This window comes from Micromonospora halotolerans, assembly GCF_032108445.1.
In the GTDB taxonomy this organism is placed as follows: Bacteria; Actinomycetota; Actinomycetes; order Mycobacteriales; family Micromonosporaceae; genus Micromonospora; species Micromonospora halotolerans.
This window is the reverse complement of the sequence record NZ_CP134876.1, coordinates 734,516-754,293: the sequence shown is the minus strand read 5'-3', so window position 1 is coordinate 754,293 and position 19,778 is coordinate 734,516. Positions and strand designations below refer to the sequence as shown.

Below are 19,778 nucleotides of genomic sequence, written 5' to 3'. Positions count from 1 at the left end.
GCCACGTCAACGATCACAAACGGGCAACCGTCAGGTCACCGGAGAGTGTTCTACGGCTGGTGATCAAACCGACACGTCTGGTTGACGCGTGCCGGTCAGTCCAGGTAGTCGCGGAGCACCTGGGAACGCGAGGGGTGCCGCAACTTGGACATGGTCTTGGATTCGATCTGCCGGATGCGCTCCCGGGTCACGCCGTACACCTGGCCGATCTCGTCCAGGGTGCGCGGCTGGCCGTCGGTGAGACCGAAGCGCAGGCGTACCACGCCCGCCTCGCGCTCGGACAGCGTCTGGAGGACCTGCTGGAGCTGGTCCTGCAGCAGCGAGAACGACACCGCGTCGACCGCGACGACCGCCTCGGAGTCCTCGATGAAGTCGCCGAGCTGGCTGTCGCCCTCGTCACCGATGGTCTGGTCGAGCGAGATGGGCTCCCGGGCGTACTGCTGGATCTCCAGCACCTTCTCCGGTGTGATGTCCATCTCCTTCGCCAGCTCCTCCGGGGTGGGCTCGCGGCCCAGGTCCTGGAGCAGCTCGCGCTGGATCCGACCAAGCTTGTTGATCACTTCGACCATGTGCACCGGGATGCGGATGGTGCGGGCCTGGTCGGCCATGGCGCGGGTGATGGCCTGGCGGATCCACCAGGTGGCGTACGTGGAGAACTTGTAGCCCTTGGTGTAGTCGAACTTCTCGACCGCGCGGATCAGGCCGAGGTTGCCCTCCTGGATGAGGTCGAGGAACGCCATCCCGCGACCGGTGTAGCGCTTGGCCAGCGAGACGACCAGCCGGAGGTTGGCCTCCAGCAGGTGGTTCTTGGCCCGCTCGCCGTCCCGGGAGATCCACATCAGGTCGCGCTGCATGTCGCGGGTGAGCTTCTCCTCGCCCTCGTCGGCGGCGCGCAGCCGCTCGGCGGCGTAGAGGCCGGCCTCGATCCGCTTGGCGAGCTCGACCTCCTGCTCGGCGTTGAGCAGCGGCACCTTGCCGATCTGCTTCAGGTACGCCCGCACGGAGTCGGCGGAGGCGGTCAGCTCGGCGTCCCGGCGCGCCTGCTTCAGCGCCTCGGACTCCTCGTCGTCCCACTCGAAGTCGTTGTCGGTGGCGGAGCTGGCCGCGTCGGCCTCGGCGGCCTTGGTCAGCTCGGCCGGCTCCTCGACCACCACGTCCTCGATCTCGGCGGCGAGTTCCTCCGGATCGATCTCGCCCTCGGGGCCCTCGCCCTTCGGGGCGTCCTTGGCCGGCTTCGCGGCGGCGTTCTTGGCGGCCACGGTGGCCTTGGTGGCCCGGGTCGTCTTGGTGGCCTTCGCCGGGGCGGCGGCCGTGGCGGCCACCTCGGCGGTGGTGCCGGTGGCGCCGGCGGCCTTGCGGGCCGTCGCCTTCCGCGGGGCCGGGGCCGGCGACTCCTCGGCGGCCGGAGCCTGCTTCGGGGCGGGCGCGGCGGCCTTCTTGGTGGTCTTGGCGGTGGTGGCCCGGGAGGCCGGGGTGGCGGACCGGGCGGCGGCCACCCGGCGGCGGGTGCTCGCGGAGCCGTCCACGACCACCGTCACGCCCGCCTCGGAGAGCGCACGGAGGATCTTCTTGGCCTGAGCCGGGGTCACCTCAGCGGACTCGACGGTGCGCGCGAGCTGGGCCGACGTGAGCTGGCCGCCGGCGCTCTGCGCGTGGGCGATCAGGGTGTCGGTGAGCGAACGAACGTCGGCGCCGGGCTGGCGGGGTTCTGTCACGAATGACCTTCCGGAGGCGAAGAGCGAGCACGGCCGGGTCGTCCGGCACGGCAAGGAACGCGGTGTCGGGCGATGTCGTTGAGGGACCCCCGTGTCCCGGGCCGGCCGGTCGGTGGCGGTCCGTGGCGCGTGGGCAGGGTGAATTGTAACGCCGTCTGCCGCGATCATCCTGCGCCGCACGGCGGACCGGCCGTACGGACCACCGATCAGGCGCAGTTGTGGACTTTGTAAGGATGATACCCGCGCACGAAGCGGCAGGTCCGCGTCGTGCCGGAAGGGGACGAACATGATCGCCTCGGCACCCACGCCGCAGGAATTGCTCACGATCGCCGTCGAGGTGGCGCGGGACGCCGCGGCCACCGCGCACCGGATGCGGGCCGAGGGGGTCTCGGTCGCCGCGACCAAGAGCACGGTCACCGATGTGGTCACCGCCGCCGACCGGGCGGTGGAGCGGCAGGTGCTGGAGGCGCTGCGGGCACTGCGGCCCGGCGACGCCGTGCTGGGCGAGGAGTACGGCGCGGGCGAGACCGGCCCGGCCGCCGAGGACGGGGTGCGCTGGATCGTCGACCCCATCGACGGGACCGTCAACTACCTCTACGGGCTGCCGTACTGCGCGGTGTCCCTGGCCGCGGAGGTGGCCGGCGAGGTCGTCGCCGGGGTGGTGCGCAACGTGGCCACCGGCGAGGAGTGGACCGCCACCGCGGGCGGCGGCGCGTGGCGGGACGGGCAGCGGCTGAGCTGCTCCGCCGAGACCGACCTCGGGCAGGCGCTGATCGCGACCGGGTTCGGCTACGACGCCGGCCGCCGGGCGCACCAGGCGCGGGTGGTCGCCGAACTGATCCCGCAGGTGCGGGACATCCGCCGGATGGGCGCCGCCGCCCTCGACCTGTGTCTGGCCGCCGAGGGCCGGGTGGACGCCTACTACGAGAAGGGGCTGGCCGCCTGGGACCTCGCCGCGGGCGGGCTGGTCGCGCGGGAGGCCGGGCTGCTGGTGACCGGGCTGTCGGGCCGGCCGGCCGGTCCGGACCTGGTGCTCGCCGCGCCGCCGGCGCTCTACGAGCCACTGCACACCCGGCTCGCCGCCCTGGACGCCTCCGGCGGCCCGTGACCGGTCCCGTCCGCACGTACGGAAAGAGTGGCCACCCCGCCGGGGGGAGGCCACTCTTTCGCGCTGACGGGTCGACCGAACGGCCGGGCTACTTCACCGGGCCGGGGCAGGTGCCGGTCGGCGCCTGCGGCGAGCCGAGGTCGCCCAGGGACTGGTTGACCTCGGTGGTGGTGGCCAACTGCTGGAAACCGTTGCCGAGGATCACGTCGACCGTGTCGTCCTTGCGCTTCAGGTCGGGGTCCAGCTTGGCTTCGTTGAGGAAGTAGGCCCGCAGCAGGTGCGCGGAGCCGACACCCTTGGGGCCGTAGCGCAGCACCACCACGCCGTCCACGGCCTTGGGGGCGTTGGCCTCCTTCTTGACCTGGAACTTGCGGTTGCGGAAGTCGTCCGCGACGCTGCCGGCCAGCCCGGCCTCGTCGGTGCCGTTGTAGACGTTGATCTTGACGTCCTTCTGCTCGCGCAGGCGAACGTCGGCGATCGGCCAGCCCTCCGGGCAGTCTGCGGCGGTGCCGGCCTTGCTCTGTGTGTCGCGGACCAGCGCGACGACGACGAAGACCAGGGCGATGGCCGCCAGCAGTCCGACGACAACGAGTGCCCGCACTCGCGCAAAACTCATTCTGGGCGCTCCCCGGACGTGATTGGGTGGCGGCGACCGCCGGCGGTCGGTCCGCCCCGCCGGCCGTCGAGTACGCCGCTGAGGTTAACGCTTGTCCGGCCGTCGCGTGGAAACAGTCCGACATGCCGGCGCGCCACCGGGGGAACGGGTACTACTACCCCTATCTTCGTGTCGCCTGAGTCACATTGGGAACAACTTCGGGCGCCGGGGCGTACATCTCTGCCACGAGGGCGGTATACATGCCTCGCCCAAAGGGGGGGTAAGGTTCCGCGCTCGCTGGGGGAGTTCCTTCCTGGCGGTCCCGGCCCCACGACGGTCGGGTCGGGTGCCCGACACTTTTGGTGGCCGGCCAGCGGAACCGAAACAGCGTCGTCCGGCGTTACAACCGGAAGCGACCATATCGATATGGGAGAGTGAAACCGATGGCCACCGACTACGACGCCCCGCGTCGCGACGAGGTCGACCTCGGCGAGGACAGCCTGGAAGAGCTCAAGGCCCGGCGCGTCGACACACAGTCGGGCGCCGTGGACGTCGACGAGGCCGAGGTGGCCGAGAGCTTCGAGCTGCCCGGCGCCGACCTGGCCGACGAGGAGCTCACGGTCAAGGTGCTACCGATGCAGCAGGACGAGTTCCGGTGCGCCCGCTGCTTCCTGGTCCACCACCGCAGCCAGCTGGCGGTCGAGCGCAACGGCGAGCTGATCTGCCGCGAGTGCGTCTGACCCCGACCCGAGACACCGGCGGCGGCCTCCTCGACGGGGCCGCCGCTTATCGAGCCGCCGTGCGGCGGTGGCCGGAAGCTGCTTGACTCGTACCGGCGGGGGTGACGCCGTGCGGAGCAAGGGGGCGGACGGGTGAGCGAGCGCAGCGAGCGGGCCGACGGGCCGGGCGCCGAGGGGACCGGCGCGGACCGACCGACCGAGAAGAAATCGATCCTGCCCGGCGGGGGTGCCGACGCCGGCCGGCCGGACGGCGCGCGGCCGGAGCAGCCCGACGCCGACGCCGCGCAGCTCGGCGCGACCGTCGCGGCGCTGACCGAGGACGACATCGGCCCCGGCCGCCGGCGGCAGCTGCTCACCCGGCTGGTCGCCCAGACCCGCGCCCGCGGCATCACCGACCTGTACAAGCCGAAGGCGGCGATCCGCTGGATGACGGACACCGTCGCCGAGGTCGCCCCGCGCGTGCCGATCCGCGACCTGGCGACCCTCCGGAGGCACTTCCCCGGCCTGGACGACGAGGCGCTCGCCGAGCGGCTGGTCCGCAACGCGGCCCGGACCACGGCCGGGGTCGGCGCGGCCGGCGGCGGCGTGGCCGCGGTGGAGTGGGCGGTCACGCCGACCCTGCTCTCCGCGCCGGTGCTGCTGGCCGCCGAGACGGTCGCGGTGGTGGCCGTCGAACTGAAGCTGATCGGCGAGCTGCACGAGGTCTACCGGGTGCCGCTGCCCCCCGGTGGCGCCCAGCGGGCCGTGTCCCTGCTGCACTCCTGGGCCACCCAGCGGGGGATCAACCCGATGATCCCGGGGGCCGGGGTGAGCGCGGTGCTCGGCACCGCCGCCCGCCGGGAACTGCGGGACAGCCTGCTGCGCCGCTTCGGCCGCAACCTCACCACGCTCGGCCCGTTCCTGACCGGCGCCGCGGTGGCCGGCTACCTCAACCGCCGGTCCACTAAGAACCTGGCCGACCAGCTCCGCAAGGACCTCCGGCACCAGGCGCACGCGTTTGCCGGCGGCAAGTGGTCCTGACCCGACCGGGCGGGCGGGTCAGGCGGCGTCGCGGGCGGCGATCAGGGCCGCGGCCAGCTCGACCGGGTGGCGGGAGCTGACCACCCAGAACGGGGTGGGGTCGTCGGGGTCGTCGAGCACCACCTGCACGGCGCCGCCCACCCAGGGGCGCTGCACCACGAAGGCGAGCGGGTCGGCGCCGACACCGAGCACCTCGCGCCGGCCGGCCGCGTCCAGCGGCACCGCGTCCGCGACGTGACGCACCGGCAGGTGCGCGTCGTCGACCCGCAGCTCCCCGGCCCGCACCGTGATCCGGATCCGGCCCAGCCACCAGAGCGTGGCCGCCGCCGCCGGGATCAGCAGCACGAACGGCAACCAGGCCCGGACGCCGGTCGCGCCCATCCACAGCTCGGCGGCGAGCAGCCCGGCGAGGGCCAGGCCGATCGGCCACGCCCACCAGGGCAGGCCGAGGCGCTCCGAGTAGTCCGGAGCGGCGGTCACCGGGGCGGCCGGGGATGACGACTGACGCACAGTGCAGAGGGTACGGCGCGCGGACGGCCGCGGAACCGGCAGGATGGCAGGGTCACCCCGCAAGGACCGGACGGAAGAGGATGACCGTGACAGACGTCGTACCCGTGCCCGTGCGGCAACTCGACCCGGAACTGCCGCTTCCGGCGTACGCCCATCCCGGCGACGCGGGCGCGGACCTGGTGGCCGCCGCGGATGTGGAGCTGCCGCCCGGCGGGCGCGCCCTGGTGCCGACCGGCGTGGCCATCGCGTTGCCGGAGGGGTACGTCGGCCTGGTGCATCCCCGATCGGGGCTGGCGGCGAGGCTCGGCGTGACGGTGCTCAACGCGCCCGGTACGGTCGACGCCGGCTACCGGGGTGAGATCCTGGTCAACCTGATCAATCATGATCGGGAGACGCCGGCGAAGATCAGCCGGGGTGACCGGATCGCGCAGCTCGTGGTCCAGCGGGTCGCCCGGGCCGAGTTCCAGCCGGTGGTCGAGCTGCCCGCGTCCCGGCGCGGGACCGGCGGGCACGGCTCCACCGGCGGGCACGCCGGGCTGGTCCCGGCTCCGGCGGGCGGGCGGACGGAAGAGGTGGCAGGGTGAGTGCGAACAGCGGAGGGTGGGCGCAGTGATCTTCTCCCGTAAGCGGGCCGAGGGCGCGCGGCACGCGCGTGACGAGCGGGACAGCGGCGTCCTCGACGCCGAGGAGACCCCGCAGGCGCCGGCCCGCGGCCCCTACGACCTGGCCGAGGCGCCCGACGCGCCCCGGCTCGACCTGGGCAGCCTGCAGATCCCGGCGGTGCCCGAGGTCGAGGTGCGGGTGCAGGCCGACCCGCAGGGCGTCATCCAGCAGGTGGTGCTGGTGCACGGCGAGAACGCCCTCCAGCTCGGCGTCTTCGCGGCACCCCGCTCCGAGGGCATCTGGGACGAGGTGCGCGAGGAGATCCGGCAGTCGCTGTTCAACGACGGCGCCGCCGCCCAGGAGGTCCAGGGGGAGTACGGCACCGAGCTGCGCGCCCGGGTCCGCACCCCGGACGGCATCACCGACCTGCGCTTCGTCGGCATCGACGGGCCGCGCTGGATGGTGCGCGGGGTGTTCCAGGGCGCCGCCGCCACCAACCCCGACGCCGCCGGTCCGCTCGCGGCCTGCCTGGACGGCCTGGTCGTCGACCGCGGCCAGGAGGCCAAGCCGGTCCGTGAGCCGCTGCCGCTGCGGCTGCCCCGCGAGGTGGCCGAGCAGCAGGCCGGGCAGGAAGGCGCGCCCCAGCAGCGCGAGGTCTGAGCACCCCGATCCGGGCCCGGTCGAGTCGGCGTGACGCCGGCGACGCCGGGCCCGTCGCGCGTCCGGACCCGGCAGCGGTACGCCCCGACGCCGGTCCCGCCGGCGGACCGGATCGGCGTACGCTGGCGGGAAGGTTCCGCCACCTGCGGGGCCGCGCCGGCGCGGCCGGCCGATCCAGGGCGCCGGCGCGGGCCGGCCGAGGTGGAGAGGTGACGCGGAGGTCATGACGACCGACGAGAGCCGGGTGTCGCTGCGGCGGCTCCTGCAACGGCTCACCGCGAGCGAGGCCGAGATCGAGGCGCAGGAGCTGCGCCGGGAGAGCGCCGAGTCCGGCGGCATGCCGGCCCACCAGTGCATGCGCGGCCAGGTGGTGTCGGTGGCCGGGCGGCTGCGCACGGTGGTCTACACGCCCCGGACCAACCTGCCCACGCTGGAGGCCGACCTCTACGACGGCAGCGACGTGGTCACCCTGGTCTGGCTGGGCCGGCGCCACATCGCCGGGATCGAGCCGGGCCGGCACCTGACCGCCCGCGGCCGGGTCGCCGTACGGGACGACCGCAAGGTGATCTACAACCCGTACTACGAGCTGGAGTCGCCGAAGTGACGACCGGACAGCACACCGAGCCGGAGCTCGGGCCGGAGGACGAGCGGCTGCCCAGCATGGCCGAGCAGATGGCCGACCAGCTGGGCGGCTGGCGGGGCCTGGTCGAGTCGAGCATCCCCGTGGTGGTTTTCGTGATCGCCAACGTGGTGGGCGACCTGCGCCCCGCGGTGATCGCCTCGGTGGCCGTGGCCCTGCTGATCGCCGGGCTGCGGCTGGCCCAGCGCCGGCCGGTGCGGCACGCGGTCAACGGCCTGTTCGGCATCGCCATCGGCGCGGCCATCGCCTGGCGCACCGGCGACGAGCGCGACTTCTACCTGCCCGGCATCCTCTACGGCATCGGCTACGGCCTGGCCCTGCTGCTCTCGGCGGCCATCCGGCAGCCGCTGGTCGGCTGGATCTGGTCGGTGCTGGTGGCCAAGGGCCGCTCCGAGTGGCGGGACGACCCGCGGCTGGTGCGCACCTTCACCCAGCTCACCGTGCTGTGGGGCGTGGTGTGGCTGGCCAAGGTGGGCGTGCAGGCCGGGCTCTACCTGGCCCACCAGGACACCGCGCTGGGCGTGGCCCGGCTGGCCCTGGGCTACCCGCCGTATGCCCTGCTGCTGCTGATCACCGTCTGGGTGGTGCGCCGGGTGACCCGGGAGCCCGCGCCGGAACCGCTGCCGGGGGCCTGAGCCCCCGGCGCCCGCCGGTCAGGACCGCTCCCGCTTGCGGTCGACGCTGTCCGGGCCGAGGATCACCGCCCGGACCTCGTTCTCCACGGCGGCCGTGCACACGAAGATCAGCTCGTCGCCGGCCTCGATGGGGTCGTCGGGGCTGGGCACCAGCACCCGCTTGCCGCGCAGGATCGCCACCAGCGCCGCGTCCCGGGGGATAGGCACCGCGTGGATGGGCTGCCCGACGTAGGGCGCCGTGGGCGGCAGGGTGATCTCGACCAGGTTCGCCTCGCCCTGGCGGAAGGTCATGAGCCGGACCAGGTCGCCGACGGTGACCGCCTCCTCGACCAGCGCGGCCATCACCCGCGGCTTGCTCACCGCGACGTCGACGCCCCACTGCTCGGTGAAGAGCCACTCGTTCTCGGCCCGGTTGACCCGGGCCACCACGCGGGGCACCGCGAACTCGGTCTTGGCCAGCAGGGACACCACGAGGTTGACCTTGTCGTCGCCCGTGGCGGCCACGACCACATCGCAGCCGGCCAGGTTGGCCTCCTCCAGGCTGGCCAGCTCGCAGGCGTCGGCGAGCACCCAGTCGGCGGCCGGCACCCGGTCGGGGCGGAGCATCTTGGGCTGCCGCTCGATCAGCATCACCTGGTGGCCGTTGTCGATCAGCTCCTGGGCGATCGACCGGCCCACGTTGCCGGCGCCGGCGATGGCGATGCGCATGCTCACTGCCCCCCTTCGGGCGGCGCCGCCGCCACCGAGGTGACCGAGGCGGCGATGTCGTCGGTCACCAGCATGAAGACCTGGTCGCCCTCCTGCACCACGGTGGAGGCGGTGGGCAGCGTGCCGATCCCGAACCGGATCAGGTAGGCCACGCGGGCTCCGGTGGCCTCCTCGAGCTGCCGCAGCGACCGGCCGATCCAGTCCTTGTGCACCGGCACCTCGATGATCGACACGGTGCTGGTGGGGTCGCGGAACATCTCGACGTTGCCCTCGGGGACCAGGTGGCGCAGCATCCGCTCGGCCGTCCACCGCACGGTGGCCACGGTGGGGATGCCGAGGCGCTCGTAGACCTGGGCGCGGCGCTGGTCGTAGATGCGCGCGGCCACCCGGGACACACCGAAGGTCTCCCGGGCCAGCCGGGCCGAGATGATGTTGGAGTTGTCGCCGCTGGACACCGCGGCGAAGGCGTCGGCGCGCTCGATGCCGGCCTGCCGCAGCACCTCGCCGTCGAAGCCGGCGCCGGTGACCGTGATGCCGGCGAAGTCCGGCCCGAGACGGCGGAACGCGTCCGCGTCCTGGTCAATCACCGCCACCGAGTGCCCCCGGGACTCCAGGCTTTGCGCCAGGGTCGACCCGACCCGGCCGCAGCCCATGATCACGACATGCACGGTGTCCGCTCCTCCCACGGTGCCGCACGCTGGCCCGTCGATTGCGAGCCTGCCACGTCCCCGCGCCCGGCGGGGGACCGACCGTACCCCGCGGGCGATTGGCCACCCCCACCGCCCGACCGGGGTGGTCGTACTCTTGGCGCTTGTGGCCAGACCCACCTCGCTGCTGAAGCGACTCCTCCTCGGTCGACCGTTCCGGTCCGACCGTCTCCAGCACACTCTCCTGCCGAAGCGCATCGCGCTGCCGGTCTTCGCCTCCGACGCGCTCTCCAGCGTCGCCTACGCCCCCGACGAGATCCTGCTGACGCTCTCCATCGCGGGCGCGTCGGCCTTCTTCTTCTCGCCGTGGATCGCGCTCGCGGTCGTCGTGGTGATGCTCACCGTGGTGGCCAGCTACCGGCAGAACGTGCACGCCTACCCCTCCGGCGGCGGGGACTACGAGGTGGCGACGGTCAACCTGGGGCCGCGGGCCGGGCTTGCGGTGGCCAGCGCGCTGCTGGTCGACTACGTGCTGACCGTGGCGGTGTCGGTCTCCTCGGGCGTCGCGAACCTCGGCTCGGTGGTGCCGTTCGTGGCCACCCACAAGGTGCTCATCGCGGTCAGCGCCGTGGTGCTGCTGACCGCCATGAACCTGCGCGGCCTGCGCGAGTCGGGCACCGCGTTCGCCATCCCCACCTACGGCTTCGTGATCGTCATCGGCGGCATGCTGCTGACCGGGCTGGTCCGGATCTTCATCCTCGGTCACGACCTGCGGGCGCCGAGCGCCGGCCTGGAGATCCACGCCGAGCACAGCGTGACCGGCTTCGCGTTGATCTTCCTGTTGCTGCGCACCTTCTCCTCCGGCTGCGCGGCGCTCACCGGCGTCGAGGCGATCTCCAACGGCGTGCCCGCGTTCAAGGCCCCCAAGTCGAAGAACGCGGCGACCACCCTGCTGCTGCTCGGCACCATCGCGGTCAGCATGCTGGTCGGCATCATCTGGCTGGCCAAGCTGACCCGCCTCCAGTTCGTCGAGGACCCGGCGCAGATCGTCTCCGGGCCGGACGGCTACGTGCAGAAGACCGTCACCACCCAGCTCGGCCAGACCGTCTTCGGCGACGGCTCGGTGCTGCTCTACGTGGTGGCCGGGATGACCGCGCTGATCCTGTTCCTGGCCGCGAACACCGCCTTCAACGGCTTCCCGGTGCTCGGCTCGATCCTGGCGCAGGACCGCTACCTGCCCCGGCAGTTCCACACCCGGGGCGACCGGCTGGCCTTCTCCAACGGCATCGTCTTCCTGGCCGTCTCCGCGGTCGTGCTGATCATCGGCTTCCAGGCCGAGGTGACCCGGCTCATCCAGCTCTACATCGTCGGGGTGTTCGTCTCGTTCACCCTGTCCCAGGCCGGCATGATCCGGCACTGGAACCGGCACCTGCGCACCGAGCGCGACCCGGAGGCGCGGCGGCGGATGGTCCGCTCCCGGGCGATCAACGCGTTCGGCATGGCGATGACCGGCGTGGTGCTGATCATCGTGCTGCTCACCAAGTTCCTGCTCGGCGCCTGGATCGCGATCGCCGCCATGGCGATGATCTACCTGGTCATGCTGGCCATCCGCCGGCACTACGACCGGATCGCCGCCGAGCTGGAGCCCACCGAGCAGCGCGCCGTGCTGCCCGCCCGCAACCACGCCATCGTGCTGGTCAGCAAGCTGCACCAGCCCACCCTGCGGGCCATCGCGTACGCGCGGGCCACCCGGCCGGACACGCTCACCGCCGTGACGGTGAACGTGGACGACAAGGACACCCGGGACCTCCAGGCCGACTGGGAGCGGCGGGAGCTGCCGGTGCCGCTGACCGTGATCGACTCCCCGTACCGGGAGATCACCCGGCCGATCCTCAACTTCGTCGCGTCGACCCGGCGGGAGTCGCCCCGCGACGTGGTCACCGTCTTCATCCCGGAGTACGTGGTGGGCCGCTGGTGGGAGAACCTGCTGCACAACCAGAGCGCGTTGCGGCTCAAGGGCCGGCTGCTCTTCGAACCGGGCGTGATGGTCACCAGCGTGCCCTGGCAGCTCGCCTCGACCGCCGGCAAGAACCTGGACCGGCTGGACGCCACGCTCACCCGTGGCCCGGCGCGCGGCCCCCGGGTCGCCCCGCGCAGCACCCTGCCGCCCAGCGTCCCGCCGGTGGTGTCCGCGCCGCCCGGCGAGACCGGTGCGGGGGAGCGCCCGTGACCGCGCCGGCCCGCAGCGGGCTGGAAGAGGCGCAGCGGGTCGAGCTGACCGTGGACGCCGTCGCTCCGGGCGGGCACTGCGTGGCCCGGGTCGACGGTCAGGTGGTCTTCGTCCGGCACGCGCTGCCCGGCGAGCGGGTGGTGGCCGAGGTGACCGAGCTGCACCGCGGCTTCGCCCGCGCCGACGCCGTGGAGATCCTCACCCCCTCACCGGACCGGGTCGAGCAACCCTGCCCGTACGCGAAGCCGGGCCGGTGCGGCGGCTGCGACCTCCAGCACGTCACCCCGGCCGCCCAGCTCGACTGGAAGCTCGCCGTGGTGCGCGAGCAGCTCACCCGGCTGGGCGGGCTCACCGACGACCAGGTCGACGTGCTGGGCGTCCGGGTCGAGGCGCTGCCCGGCGGCCCGCTCGGCTGGCGCTCCCGGGTCCGCTACGCGGTCGACGCCGCCGGCCGGGCCGGGCTGCTCAAGCACCGCTCGCACGAGGTGGTGCCGGTCGACCGCTGCCTGATCGCCCACCCGGCCCTCCAGGAGCTGCCGGTGCTGGCCCCCAGCGGGGCCCGCTGGCCGGACGCCGACGCGGTCGAGACGGTCGCCTCCACCGGCGGCGACGTCAGCGTCGTCGCGTACGCCGAGGGGGTCCCCACCCCGGTCAGCGGCCCGGCCGAGGTGCGCGAGGTGGCCGCCGACCGGGACTGGACGCTGCCCGCGTCCGGCTTCTGGCAGGTGCACCCGGCCGCCGCGGACACCCTGGTCGGCGCGGTGCTCGACCTGCTCGACCCGCGCCCCGGCGAGACCGCCTGGGACCTCTACGGCGGCGCCGGGCTGTTCGCCGCGGCCCTCGCCGGCCGGGTCGGCGACGCCCGGGTCACCCTTGTCGAGTCGAGCCAGAGCGGGGTGGACGCGGCCCGGGCCAACCTGGCCGACCTGCCCCGGGTCGAGGTGGTCGCCGCCCGGGTCGAGACCGCGCTGGCCCGCCGCCGGGTCACCGGCCCGGTCGACCTCGTGGTGCTCGACCCGCCGCGCTCCGGCGCGGGCGCCCCGGTGGTGCGGGACATCGTCACGGCCCACCCGCGCGCGGTCGCCTACGTGGCGTGCGACCCGGCGGCCTTCGCCCGGGACGTGCGCACCTTCATCGGGGCCGGCTGGCGGCTCGCCGCGCTGCGCGGCTTCGACCTGTTCCCGATGACCCAGCACGTCGAGCTGGTCGGCCTGTTCCTACCGCCCTGCGACGACTCCAGCTCGGCGCGTCTGACGCCGCGCCACGACCTGGAGCCGTCGGACTGACTAGCCTGGCGCGATGAAGATCGTCGGGCTGATGTCGGGCACCTCGTACGACGGGGTGGACGTGGTGGCGGCCGAGTTCGGCCGGGACGGGGAGACGCTGACCCTGCGGCCGCTCGGGCATCGCAGCCTGGACTACCCCGACGACCTGCGGGCCGAGATCGGCGGGCTGCTGCCCCCGGCGGCCACCAGCATCGAGGCGGTCTGCCGGCTGGACAACCGCCTCGGCGAGGTCTTCGCCGAGGCGGCGGCGGCCGGCGTCGAGCTGGCCGGTGGCGCGGTCGACGCGGTGGTCTCGCCCGGGCAGACCGTCTTCCACTGGGTCGAGGCGGGCCGGGTGCGGGGCACCCTCCAGCTCGGCGCGCCGGCCCGGGTGGCCGCCCGGGTGGGCGTACCCGTGTTGCACGACCTGCGGTCGGCGGACGTGGCGGCCGGCGGCCAGGGCGCGCCGCTGGTTCCGGCGTTCGACGCCCTGCTGCTCGACGCGGCCGCCGGGCCGCGGGCGGCGCTCAACCTGGGCGGGATCGCCAACCTCACCGTGGTCGCCCCCGGGGCGCCGGTCCTCGGGTACGACGTGGGCCCGGCGAACGCCCTCCTGGACGCCGCGGCCCGGCGCTTCCTGGACCGCCCCTGCGACACCGACGGGGCCTGGGCGGCGGCCGGCCGGGTGCACGACGGGCTGCTGGCGCTGCTGCTCGCCGAGCCCTACTACGCCGCGTCCCCGCCCAAGTCGACCGGCAAGGAGCTGTTCCACGCCGGCTACCTGGACGACCGGCTGGCCGCCCTGGGCGAGCCGGTGGCCGCCGACGACGTGCTCGCCACGCTCACCGAACTGACCGCCCGGACGGTCGCGGACGCCTGCGACCGGCACGGGGTGACCGAGGTCATCGCCGCCGGCGGGGGAGTGCGCAATCCCACACTCCGGGCCCGGCTCGCCGCCCTCGGGGCGGGGCGCTGGCGGCTGCGCACCACCGACGAGCTGGGGGTGCCGACGCAGGCCAAGGAGGCGTACGCGTTCGCCCTGCTGGGGTGGCTCTCCTGGCACGGGCTGCCGGGGGCCCTCCCCTCGGTCACCGGGGCGTCCCGGGCCGCCGTGCTGGGCTCCTGGACCCCCGCCGGCCCGGCTTGGGCGGCCACCCCGGCGGATCCGCCGCGCCGGTTGGTCGTCGTCCCCTGATCGGGGACCTGACCTGGGAAGATCCACGGCCGCGCTGCGGGCTGTCGGGTGGCCGATAGACTCTTCGGTCATGAGTGTTGAAGAGGGCACGGCCAACCACGGTCGGCTGCTGGGCACGGTCCGCGGCCCGCAGGACGTGAAGCGGATGACGGCCGAGCAGCTGGACATCCTCGCCGCCGAGATCCGGGACTTCCTGATCGCCAAGGTCTCCCGCACCGGCGGGCACATCGGCCCCAACCTGGGCGTGGTCGAGCTGACCCTGGCCATGCACCGGGTCTTCGACTCGCCGCGCGACCGGCTCCTGTTCGACACCGGCCACCAGGCCTACGTACACAAGATCGTCACCGGCCGGCAGGAGGGCTTCGACCAGCTCCGCCAGCGCGGTGGCCTCTCCGGCTACCCGAACCAGGCGGAGAGCGAGCACGACCTCATCGAGAACTCGCACGCCTCCACCGCCCTGTCCTACGCCGACGGGCTCGCCAAGGCGTACGCGCTGCGCGGCGAGAAGCGCGCCGTGGTGGCCGTGGTCGGCGACGGCGCGCTCACCGGCGGCATGTGCTGGGAGGCGTTGAACAACATCGCCACCGCCGGCAACCCGCTCGTGATCGTCGTCAACGACAACGGCCGGTCCTACTCGCCGACCATCGGCGGCCTCGCCGACCACCTGTCGTCGCTGCGGCTCAACCCCGGCTACGAGAAGGTGCTCGACACCGTCAAGGACGCCCTCGGCTCGACCCCGCTGGTCGGCAAGCCGATGTACGAGGTGCTGCACGCGGTCAAGAAGGGCATCAAGGACGCGGTCGCCCCGCAGGCCATGTTCGAGGACCTCGGCATCAAGTACGTCGGCCCGGTCGACGGCCACGACGTCCCCGCCGTCGAGTCGGCGCTGCGCGCCGCGAAGAACTTCGGCGGCCCGGTGATAGTGCATGCGGTCACCCGCAAGGGCTACGGCTACCGCCCGGCCGAGGAGGACGAGGCGGACTGCTTCCACGGCCCGGGCGCGTTCGACGCCGAGACCGGCAGGCTGGTCGCCGCGCCGTCGGTGAAGTGGACCAACGTCTTCGCCGACGAGCTGGTCACCATCGCCGACGAGCGCCCCGACGTCGTCGGCGTCACCGCCGCCATGGCCGAGCCCACCGGCATCGCCACCCTGGCCCGCAAGTACCCCAACCGGGTGTACGACGTGGGCATCGCCGAGCAGCACGCCGCCACCTCGGCGGCCGGCCTGGCCATGGGCGGTCTGCACCCGGTCGTCGCCGTCTACGCCACCTTCCTGAACCGCGCCTTCGACCAGGTCCTGCTCGACGTGGCCATGCACAAGCTGCCGGTCACCTTCGTGCTGGACCGCGCCGGCATCACCGGCCCCGACGGGCCCAGCCACTACGGCATCTGGGACATGTCGGTGTTCGGCGTGGTGCCCGGCCTGCGCATCGCCGCGCCCCGCGACTCGGCCACCCTCCGGGAGGAGCTGCGCGAGGCGGTCGCCGTGGACGACGGCCCCACCATCCTGCGCTTCCCGACCGGCACCGTGGCCGCCGACGTGCCGGCCGTCCGCCGGGTCGGCCCGGTCGACGTGCTGGCCGAGTCGGCGCGTACCGACGTGCTGCTCGTCGCGGTCGGCTCCTTCGCCGGCCTCGGCATGGAGGTCGCCACCCGGGTCGCCGAGCAGGGGTACGGGGTGACCGTGGTCGACCCCCGCTGGGTGCGGCCCGTGCCGGCTGAGCTGGTCGAGCTGGCGGCCGGGCACCGGCTCGTCGTCACCGTCGAGGACGGGGTCCGGGTGGGTGGCGTGGGGTCCGCGCTGGCCCAGGCCATGCGGGACGCCGATGTTCGGGTGCCGGTGAAGGACCTGGGGGTGCCGGCGGACTGGCACCCGCACGGGACGCGGGCGCAGATCCTCGCCGACCTGGGGCTGACGGCTCAGGACGTGGCGCGGAACGTCACCGGTTGGATCTCGGGGCTGGACGCGCAGTCGGTCGAGCCGGCCGCCGACGAGGCGACCGCGAAGAACTGACCTCAGCTACGTCGAAACGGGCGGTCCTGCTTCCTGCAGGGCCGCCCGTTCGGCATCTGGGTGCTGCGCTCGCTGCCTGTCTACGCCGGCTGCGTGGGCGGGGTGAGCCAGGCGAGTGGCTGTCCGCTGAGAGCGGCGTCGGCGAGGCGGTGAGCGGAGGCCGTCTTGAGCGCCGCGCGCGAGCTGTCGATCCAGCGCTGGACGTTGTCGATGCCCTGGTGGCGGTACTCGACCGCTTGGACCAGGCATTCGAGCTTGTCGGCGTCGCGGGCGACCACCGCTTCGAGAGTCTCGCCGGCTTCGTACTCGGCGACGGCGGCGGTGATGACGTCAACGACGGCCGGTGGGCAGTCGGCCACCTGGTCGGCGGTGACGGCTGTGTTCGATACGGCGGTGAGATAGCGCTTGGCGATGTGCGGGATGTCGGTGATCCGGGTTTCCTGGGTGTCGTGCAGCACGCAGAGCATGGACACGCGGGCCGGGTCGGCGCCTTCCATGGCGGCGAGCATCATGCCGATGAGCGCGGTGCGGAACGAGTGTTCGGCGATGGACTCGGGGTGCTTGACGCCGGCGAACCACCAGCCGGTGCGGGCGGCGCGCTTGAGGACGCCGGCTTCGAAGATGAAGCTCACCGCTCCGGCGGCGTTCGGGTCCTCACTCATCTGCCCGTCCCTGTGCTCGTGAATCCTTCGCTCACGAAAGCTTCGACGTAGACGCTAGTCCGACGTGGCGGACGATGAGCACTTGCCGCGCCACCGTCGGCATTTCGGGGTTATCAGGGTGAGACGTCCTGAGTACGGTAGGCAGGGCGGCGGCCTGCGGGCCGGCGACACATCCCGCGCTACGAGGAGGTTCGGGATGGACTCCATGCCGGAGCTGACCTTCGGGCAGCGCCTCAAGGTCTACCGCGAGCGCTCGGGCAAGACCCGAGCCGTGCTCGGCGGCCTGGTCGGTCGTAGCGCCGAGTGGGTCAAGGCGGTGGAGACCGATCGCATCCTGCCCCCGCGCGTGCACATGCTGGATCGGATCGCTCGCGCCCTCAAGGTCGACGTGTCCGCTCTGGTCGGAGAGTTGAGCGACCGGTCCGCCGTCGTCAACGGCCCGGAGCATCCGGCCCTGGCCGCGGTCCGCGACGCCGTGAACCGGTTCCCGCTGTCCAGCGACGTTCCGCCGGTGCCGTTGGACCAGCTCAGGGAACGCCTGGCGGCAGCTTGGCGGGCACGCCATCAGGCATCGGACCACCGCACCGTGCTCGGTGGACTGCTTCCGGGCCTGGTTCGCGATGCCCAACATGCCGCACTGACTAATGAGGGCGACGAGCGTCGGCAGGCCCAGGCTCTGCTGGCCGAGGTGCTCGGGCTGGCGCAGATGTTCCTCGCGTATCAGCCGGCCGCCGAACTCCTCTGGCGCGTCGCCGACCGGGCGATGGTCGCCGCCCAGGAGTCCGGGGAGCCCGAGGCGCTGGCCTGCGCGGGATGGTTCCTGTGCCAGGTGCACCGGGATGCCGGCGACTGGGACACTGCCATGGCGGTGACGCTCGACGTTGTCTCGAACCTGGAAGCGCGGACGGCCGACGCGGACGCCAACCTTCTCGCGCTCTGGGGGGCGCTGAACTTCGAAGCCGCCTACACCGCCGCCCGGGCTGGTGAGGAGGGCCGGGCCTGGCGGTACTGGGACCGCGCGGACCGGGTGGCGCAGCGCCTGCCGAAGGACTTCTATCAGCCGCAGACGTCCTTCTCGCGGGTCATCATGGGCGCCCACGCCGTCACCGTGGCCGTCGAGTTGCAGAAGCCCGGCGAGGCGCTGCGGCAGGCCCGCCGCGTCGACGCCGCAACGATCCCGTCGAGGCCGCGTCGTGCTCGCCACCTCATCGAGGTCGCTCGTGGTCACTACGGCAAGGGTGACAACGAGATGACCCTGGCGGCACTTCGACAGGCGTACGAGTCGGCGCCGGAGACGATCCGCTTCAACGGCTATGCACGGCAGATCACGCTGGATCTGCTCGACGGGCCGCGTTCGGGGCGGAACGACGTCCACGACCTCGCGCTGAAGGTCGGCCTCGTCTCTTGATCTAGGGGTACGAACCCTACCCGTTCCACCTCGCAACGCTCCGTAGCTTCCTCGTCACGGGAAGCGGTGGGCGGTGCGGGAGTGCCTGGTCGCCGTGTCCCTCTCAATCCTGAGGGACGAGGGAGAACAGGTGCGGCGCGTCTCCTACGACGAATATCTCCTGGCGGTGGCGCTGACCCTGGCTCGCCGGCACCGGCCCGTCTGGTCGTGGCGGCACTGGCGGCGCGTCTGCCGCTGCGGAGCCGACCTGCCATGCCGGAGCCGCCACCTCATCCCGATCAACCGCGGCCACTGGCCCAGCCAGGACGACCCCCGATGACGACCCACCTCCCGATCACTCCGGCCTGGGTGTGCGGAGGCTGCGGTGCCGACTGGCCCTGCCCGAGCCGCCGTCAGGAGCTGCTGGCCGAATACGACGGAGCCCCGGTGTCCCTCGCCCTCTATCTGGCCGCCCAGCTCGTCGACGCCACCCGGCACCTGCCTCAGGTCTCCGCCGGCCACCTGCACCACCGATTCCTCGGCTGGACAAGATGAGCATCCTGCGGCCCGGAGACGAGAAGTTCCACTACAGCGACGGCTCCCACCGGTGGATCCCACCCGATCCGGACTACGACCAGGAGACCTGGGACGAACAGGTCCGCCAACACAAGCAGGCCCACCTGAGAAACGAACGCCCGAAGGTCCGCCTCCGACGCCTCGTCTAGCCGAGATCAGGGCCTCGAAGCCGGCCGTGCCCGCTTGTCAGTCGAGGACCGTCGCCGAGCGCCCTTCGTCCACCGTGTACGCGCCTGCGGAGATCGCGCCGAGGCTCGTGGGGCGGAGGGTCAGCGAGACGACGCCGCCGGGCAGTACGCGCGAGCTCTCGTCGACGGTTGCGAACGTTGCGGGCGTCGATCCGTCCGGGAACAGGCGCTTCCCCGTGCCGACGATGACCGGATACTGGAGCAACCGGTAGACATCGACGAGTCCCGTCCGGTGCAGCGTCTGCACGAGTTTCCAGCTTCCGTGAACCTGGAGTTCCTTGCCGGGAAGCTCCTTGAGGCGGCGTACCTCGTCGGCCACGTCACCGCGTAGGACAGTCGTCGGGGTCCAATCGGCTTCATCGTCGGTCAGCGTAGAGCTGACGACATACTTCGGCAGCGTGTTGAGCTTGGTGGCGATCAGGTCGTCAGGTTCGGTGACCTTCGGCCAGTACCCGCCGAGCAGGCCGAAGCTGGTGCGGCCGAAGAGGAACGCGTCGGCCTCACGGAACCAGCTCTCGACGGCCTCGTTGGTGTGCGTGGAGGCGTGCGGAACGAGCCACCCGCCGCGGTCGAAGCCGCCGGAGCGGTCCTCGTCGGGGGCTCCGGGTCCTTGCATGACTCCGTCGAGACTGACGAAGGTGTTGACGCTGAGCAGCACGGTTCTCCTCGGGCTTCGGGTC

At 72.9% G+C, this 19,778-nt stretch carries 22 protein-coding genes; 15 read left to right on the top strand and 7 right to left on the bottom strand.

Annotated elements, in window-relative coordinates:
• Window positions 1-95 precede the first annotated feature (95 nt).
• Window positions 96-1,715 carry an RNA polymerase sigma factor gene (locus RMN56_RS03430; protein ID WP_313722393.1) on the bottom strand — a complete coding sequence of 540 codons (1,620 nt, stop codon included), beginning with the start codon at window positions 1,713-1,715 and terminating at the stop codon, window positions 96-98.
• Between the two features lie 286 nt (window positions 1,716-2,001).
• Here RMN56_RS03430 and RMN56_RS03425 point away from each other — a divergent pair, with 286 nt between their 5' ends.
• Window positions 2,002-2,823, top strand: coding sequence for an inositol monophosphatase family protein (locus tag RMN56_RS03425; RefSeq protein ID WP_313722392.1), 822 nt, complete (start codon window positions 2,002-2,004; stop codon window positions 2,821-2,823).
• Window positions 2,824-2,911: 88 nt separating this feature from the next.
• Here RMN56_RS03425 and RMN56_RS03420 read toward each other — a convergent pair whose 3' ends face one another.
• On the bottom strand, window positions 2,912-3,424 hold the full coding sequence (locus RMN56_RS03420; RefSeq protein ID WP_313724639.1) for a LytR C-terminal domain-containing protein: 513 nt from the start codon (window positions 3,422-3,424) through the stop codon (window positions 2,912-2,914).
• A gap of 437 nt (window positions 3,425-3,861) precedes the next feature.
• Between RMN56_RS03420 and RMN56_RS03415 the strand changes: the two genes are divergently transcribed.
• On the top strand, window positions 3,862-4,158 hold the full coding sequence (locus tag RMN56_RS03415) for a DUF4193 domain-containing protein (RefSeq protein WP_091269374.1): 297 nt from the start codon (window positions 3,862-3,864) through the stop codon (window positions 4,156-4,158).
• 213 nt (window positions 4,159-4,371) lie between these two features.
• Entirely contained in the window at window positions 4,372-5,178 is an 807-nt protein-coding gene (locus tag RMN56_RS03410; protein ID WP_376787305.1) for a hypothetical protein, read from the top strand.
• A gap of 18 nt (window positions 5,179-5,196) precedes the next feature.
• On the opposite strand, the gene RMN56_RS03405 is transcribed toward RMN56_RS03410, so the two are convergent.
• A complete protein-coding gene (locus RMN56_RS03405) occupies window positions 5,197-5,688 on the bottom strand; it encodes a DUF3093 domain-containing protein (RefSeq protein WP_313722391.1) in 492 nt (163 codons plus the stop codon).
• Between the two features lie 86 nt (window positions 5,689-5,774).
• On the opposite strand from RMN56_RS03405, the gene dut reads away from it, so the two are divergent.
• The 4 genes from dut to RMN56_RS03385 all read left to right on the top strand — a co-directional run bounded on the left by dut (window position 5,775) and on the right by RMN56_RS03385 (window position 8,226).
• Window positions 5,775-6,272, top strand: coding sequence for a dUTP diphosphatase (gene dut, locus RMN56_RS03400; protein WP_208602929.1), 498 nt, complete (start codon window positions 5,775-5,777; stop codon window positions 6,270-6,272).
• 25 nt (window positions 6,273-6,297) lie between these two features.
• Window positions 6,298-6,951, top strand: coding sequence for a DUF3710 domain-containing protein (locus RMN56_RS03395; RefSeq protein WP_313722390.1), 654 nt, complete (start codon window positions 6,298-6,300; stop codon window positions 6,949-6,951).
• Between the two features lie 223 nt (window positions 6,952-7,174).
• A complete protein-coding gene (locus RMN56_RS03390; protein WP_313722389.1) occupies window positions 7,175-7,555 on the top strand; it encodes an OB-fold nucleic acid binding domain-containing protein in 381 nt (126 codons plus the stop codon).
• Window positions 7,552-8,226: a DUF3159 domain-containing protein gene (locus tag RMN56_RS03385; RefSeq protein ID WP_376787270.1), complete on the top strand. Its 675-nt coding sequence runs from the start codon at window positions 7,552-7,554 to the stop codon at window positions 8,224-8,226. Before RMN56_RS03390 ends, RMN56_RS03385 begins: the two co-directional genes overlap by 4 nt.
• A gap of 18 nt (window positions 8,227-8,244) precedes the next feature.
• Here the strand turns inward: RMN56_RS03385 and RMN56_RS03380 are convergent, their stop codons facing one another.
• A complete protein-coding gene (locus RMN56_RS03380; protein ID WP_313724637.1) occupies window positions 8,245-8,934 on the bottom strand; it encodes a potassium channel family protein in 690 nt (229 codons plus the stop codon).
• A gap of 2 nt (window positions 8,935-8,936) precedes the next feature.
• On the bottom strand, window positions 8,937-9,602 hold the full coding sequence (locus tag RMN56_RS03375) for a potassium channel family protein (RefSeq protein ID WP_262284501.1): 666 nt from the start codon (window positions 9,600-9,602) through the stop codon (window positions 8,937-8,939).
• 145 nt (window positions 9,603-9,747) lie between these two features.
• Here RMN56_RS03375 and RMN56_RS03370 point away from each other — a divergent pair, with 145 nt between their 5' ends.
• The 4 genes from RMN56_RS03370 to dxs all read left to right on the top strand — a co-directional run bounded on the left by RMN56_RS03370 (window position 9,748) and on the right by dxs (window position 16,285).
• Complete coding sequence (locus RMN56_RS03370) at window positions 9,748-11,811, top strand: APC family permease (RefSeq protein ID WP_313722388.1); 2,064 nt, start codon at window positions 9,748-9,750, stop codon at window positions 11,809-11,811.
• Complete coding sequence (locus RMN56_RS03365) at window positions 11,808-13,097, top strand: class I SAM-dependent RNA methyltransferase (protein WP_313722387.1); 1,290 nt, start codon at window positions 11,808-11,810, stop codon at window positions 13,095-13,097. The genes RMN56_RS03370 and RMN56_RS03365 overlap by 4 nt, the downstream gene beginning before the upstream one ends.
• A gap of 13 nt (window positions 13,098-13,110) precedes the next feature.
• The gene (locus RMN56_RS03360; RefSeq protein WP_313722386.1) at window positions 13,111-14,271 is read left to right on the top strand and encodes an anhydro-N-acetylmuramic acid kinase; all 1,161 of its coding nucleotides are present in this window, start codon (window positions 13,111-13,113) and stop codon (window positions 14,269-14,271) included.
• A 70-nt stretch (window positions 14,272-14,341) separates the two neighbouring features.
• On the top strand, window positions 14,342-16,285 hold the full coding sequence (gene dxs / locus RMN56_RS03355) for a 1-deoxy-D-xylulose-5-phosphate synthase (RefSeq protein ID WP_313722385.1): 1,944 nt from the start codon (window positions 14,342-14,344) through the stop codon (window positions 16,283-16,285).
• An 80-nt stretch (window positions 16,286-16,365) separates the two neighbouring features.
• On the opposite strand, the gene RMN56_RS03350 is transcribed toward dxs, so the two are convergent.
• On the bottom strand, window positions 16,366-16,947 hold the full coding sequence (locus RMN56_RS03350; protein WP_313722384.1) for an HD domain-containing protein: 582 nt from the start codon (window positions 16,945-16,947) through the stop codon (window positions 16,366-16,368).
• 196 nt (window positions 16,948-17,143) lie between these two features.
• Here RMN56_RS03350 and RMN56_RS03345 point away from each other — a divergent pair, with 196 nt between their 5' ends.
• From RMN56_RS03345 to RMN56_RS03330, 4 genes are all read left to right on the top strand, one after another.
• Window positions 17,144-18,355: a helix-turn-helix domain-containing protein gene (locus RMN56_RS03345; RefSeq protein ID WP_313722383.1), complete on the top strand. Its 1,212-nt coding sequence runs from the start codon at window positions 17,144-17,146 to the stop codon at window positions 18,353-18,355.
• A 130-nt stretch (window positions 18,356-18,485) separates the two neighbouring features.
• Window positions 18,486-18,674 carry a hypothetical protein gene (locus RMN56_RS03340; RefSeq protein WP_313722382.1) on the top strand — a complete coding sequence of 63 codons (189 nt, stop codon included), beginning with the start codon at window positions 18,486-18,488 and terminating at the stop codon, window positions 18,672-18,674.
• Window positions 18,671-18,889: a flavin reductase gene (locus tag RMN56_RS03335; RefSeq protein WP_313722381.1), complete on the top strand. Its 219-nt coding sequence runs from the start codon at window positions 18,671-18,673 to the stop codon at window positions 18,887-18,889. Before RMN56_RS03340 ends, RMN56_RS03335 begins: the two co-directional genes overlap by 4 nt.
• On the top strand, window positions 18,886-19,059 hold the full coding sequence (locus RMN56_RS03330; protein ID WP_313722380.1) for a hypothetical protein: 174 nt from the start codon (window positions 18,886-18,888) through the stop codon (window positions 19,057-19,059). Before RMN56_RS03335 ends, RMN56_RS03330 begins: the two co-directional genes overlap by 4 nt.
• 37 nt (window positions 19,060-19,096) lie before the next feature.
• Here the strand turns inward: RMN56_RS03330 and RMN56_RS03325 are convergent, their stop codons facing one another.
• Window positions 19,097-19,756, bottom strand: a complete 660-nt coding sequence (locus RMN56_RS03325; RefSeq protein WP_313722379.1) for a dihydrofolate reductase family protein — start codon at window positions 19,754-19,756, stop codon at window positions 19,097-19,099.
• Window positions 19,757-19,778: the final 22 nt, after the last annotated feature.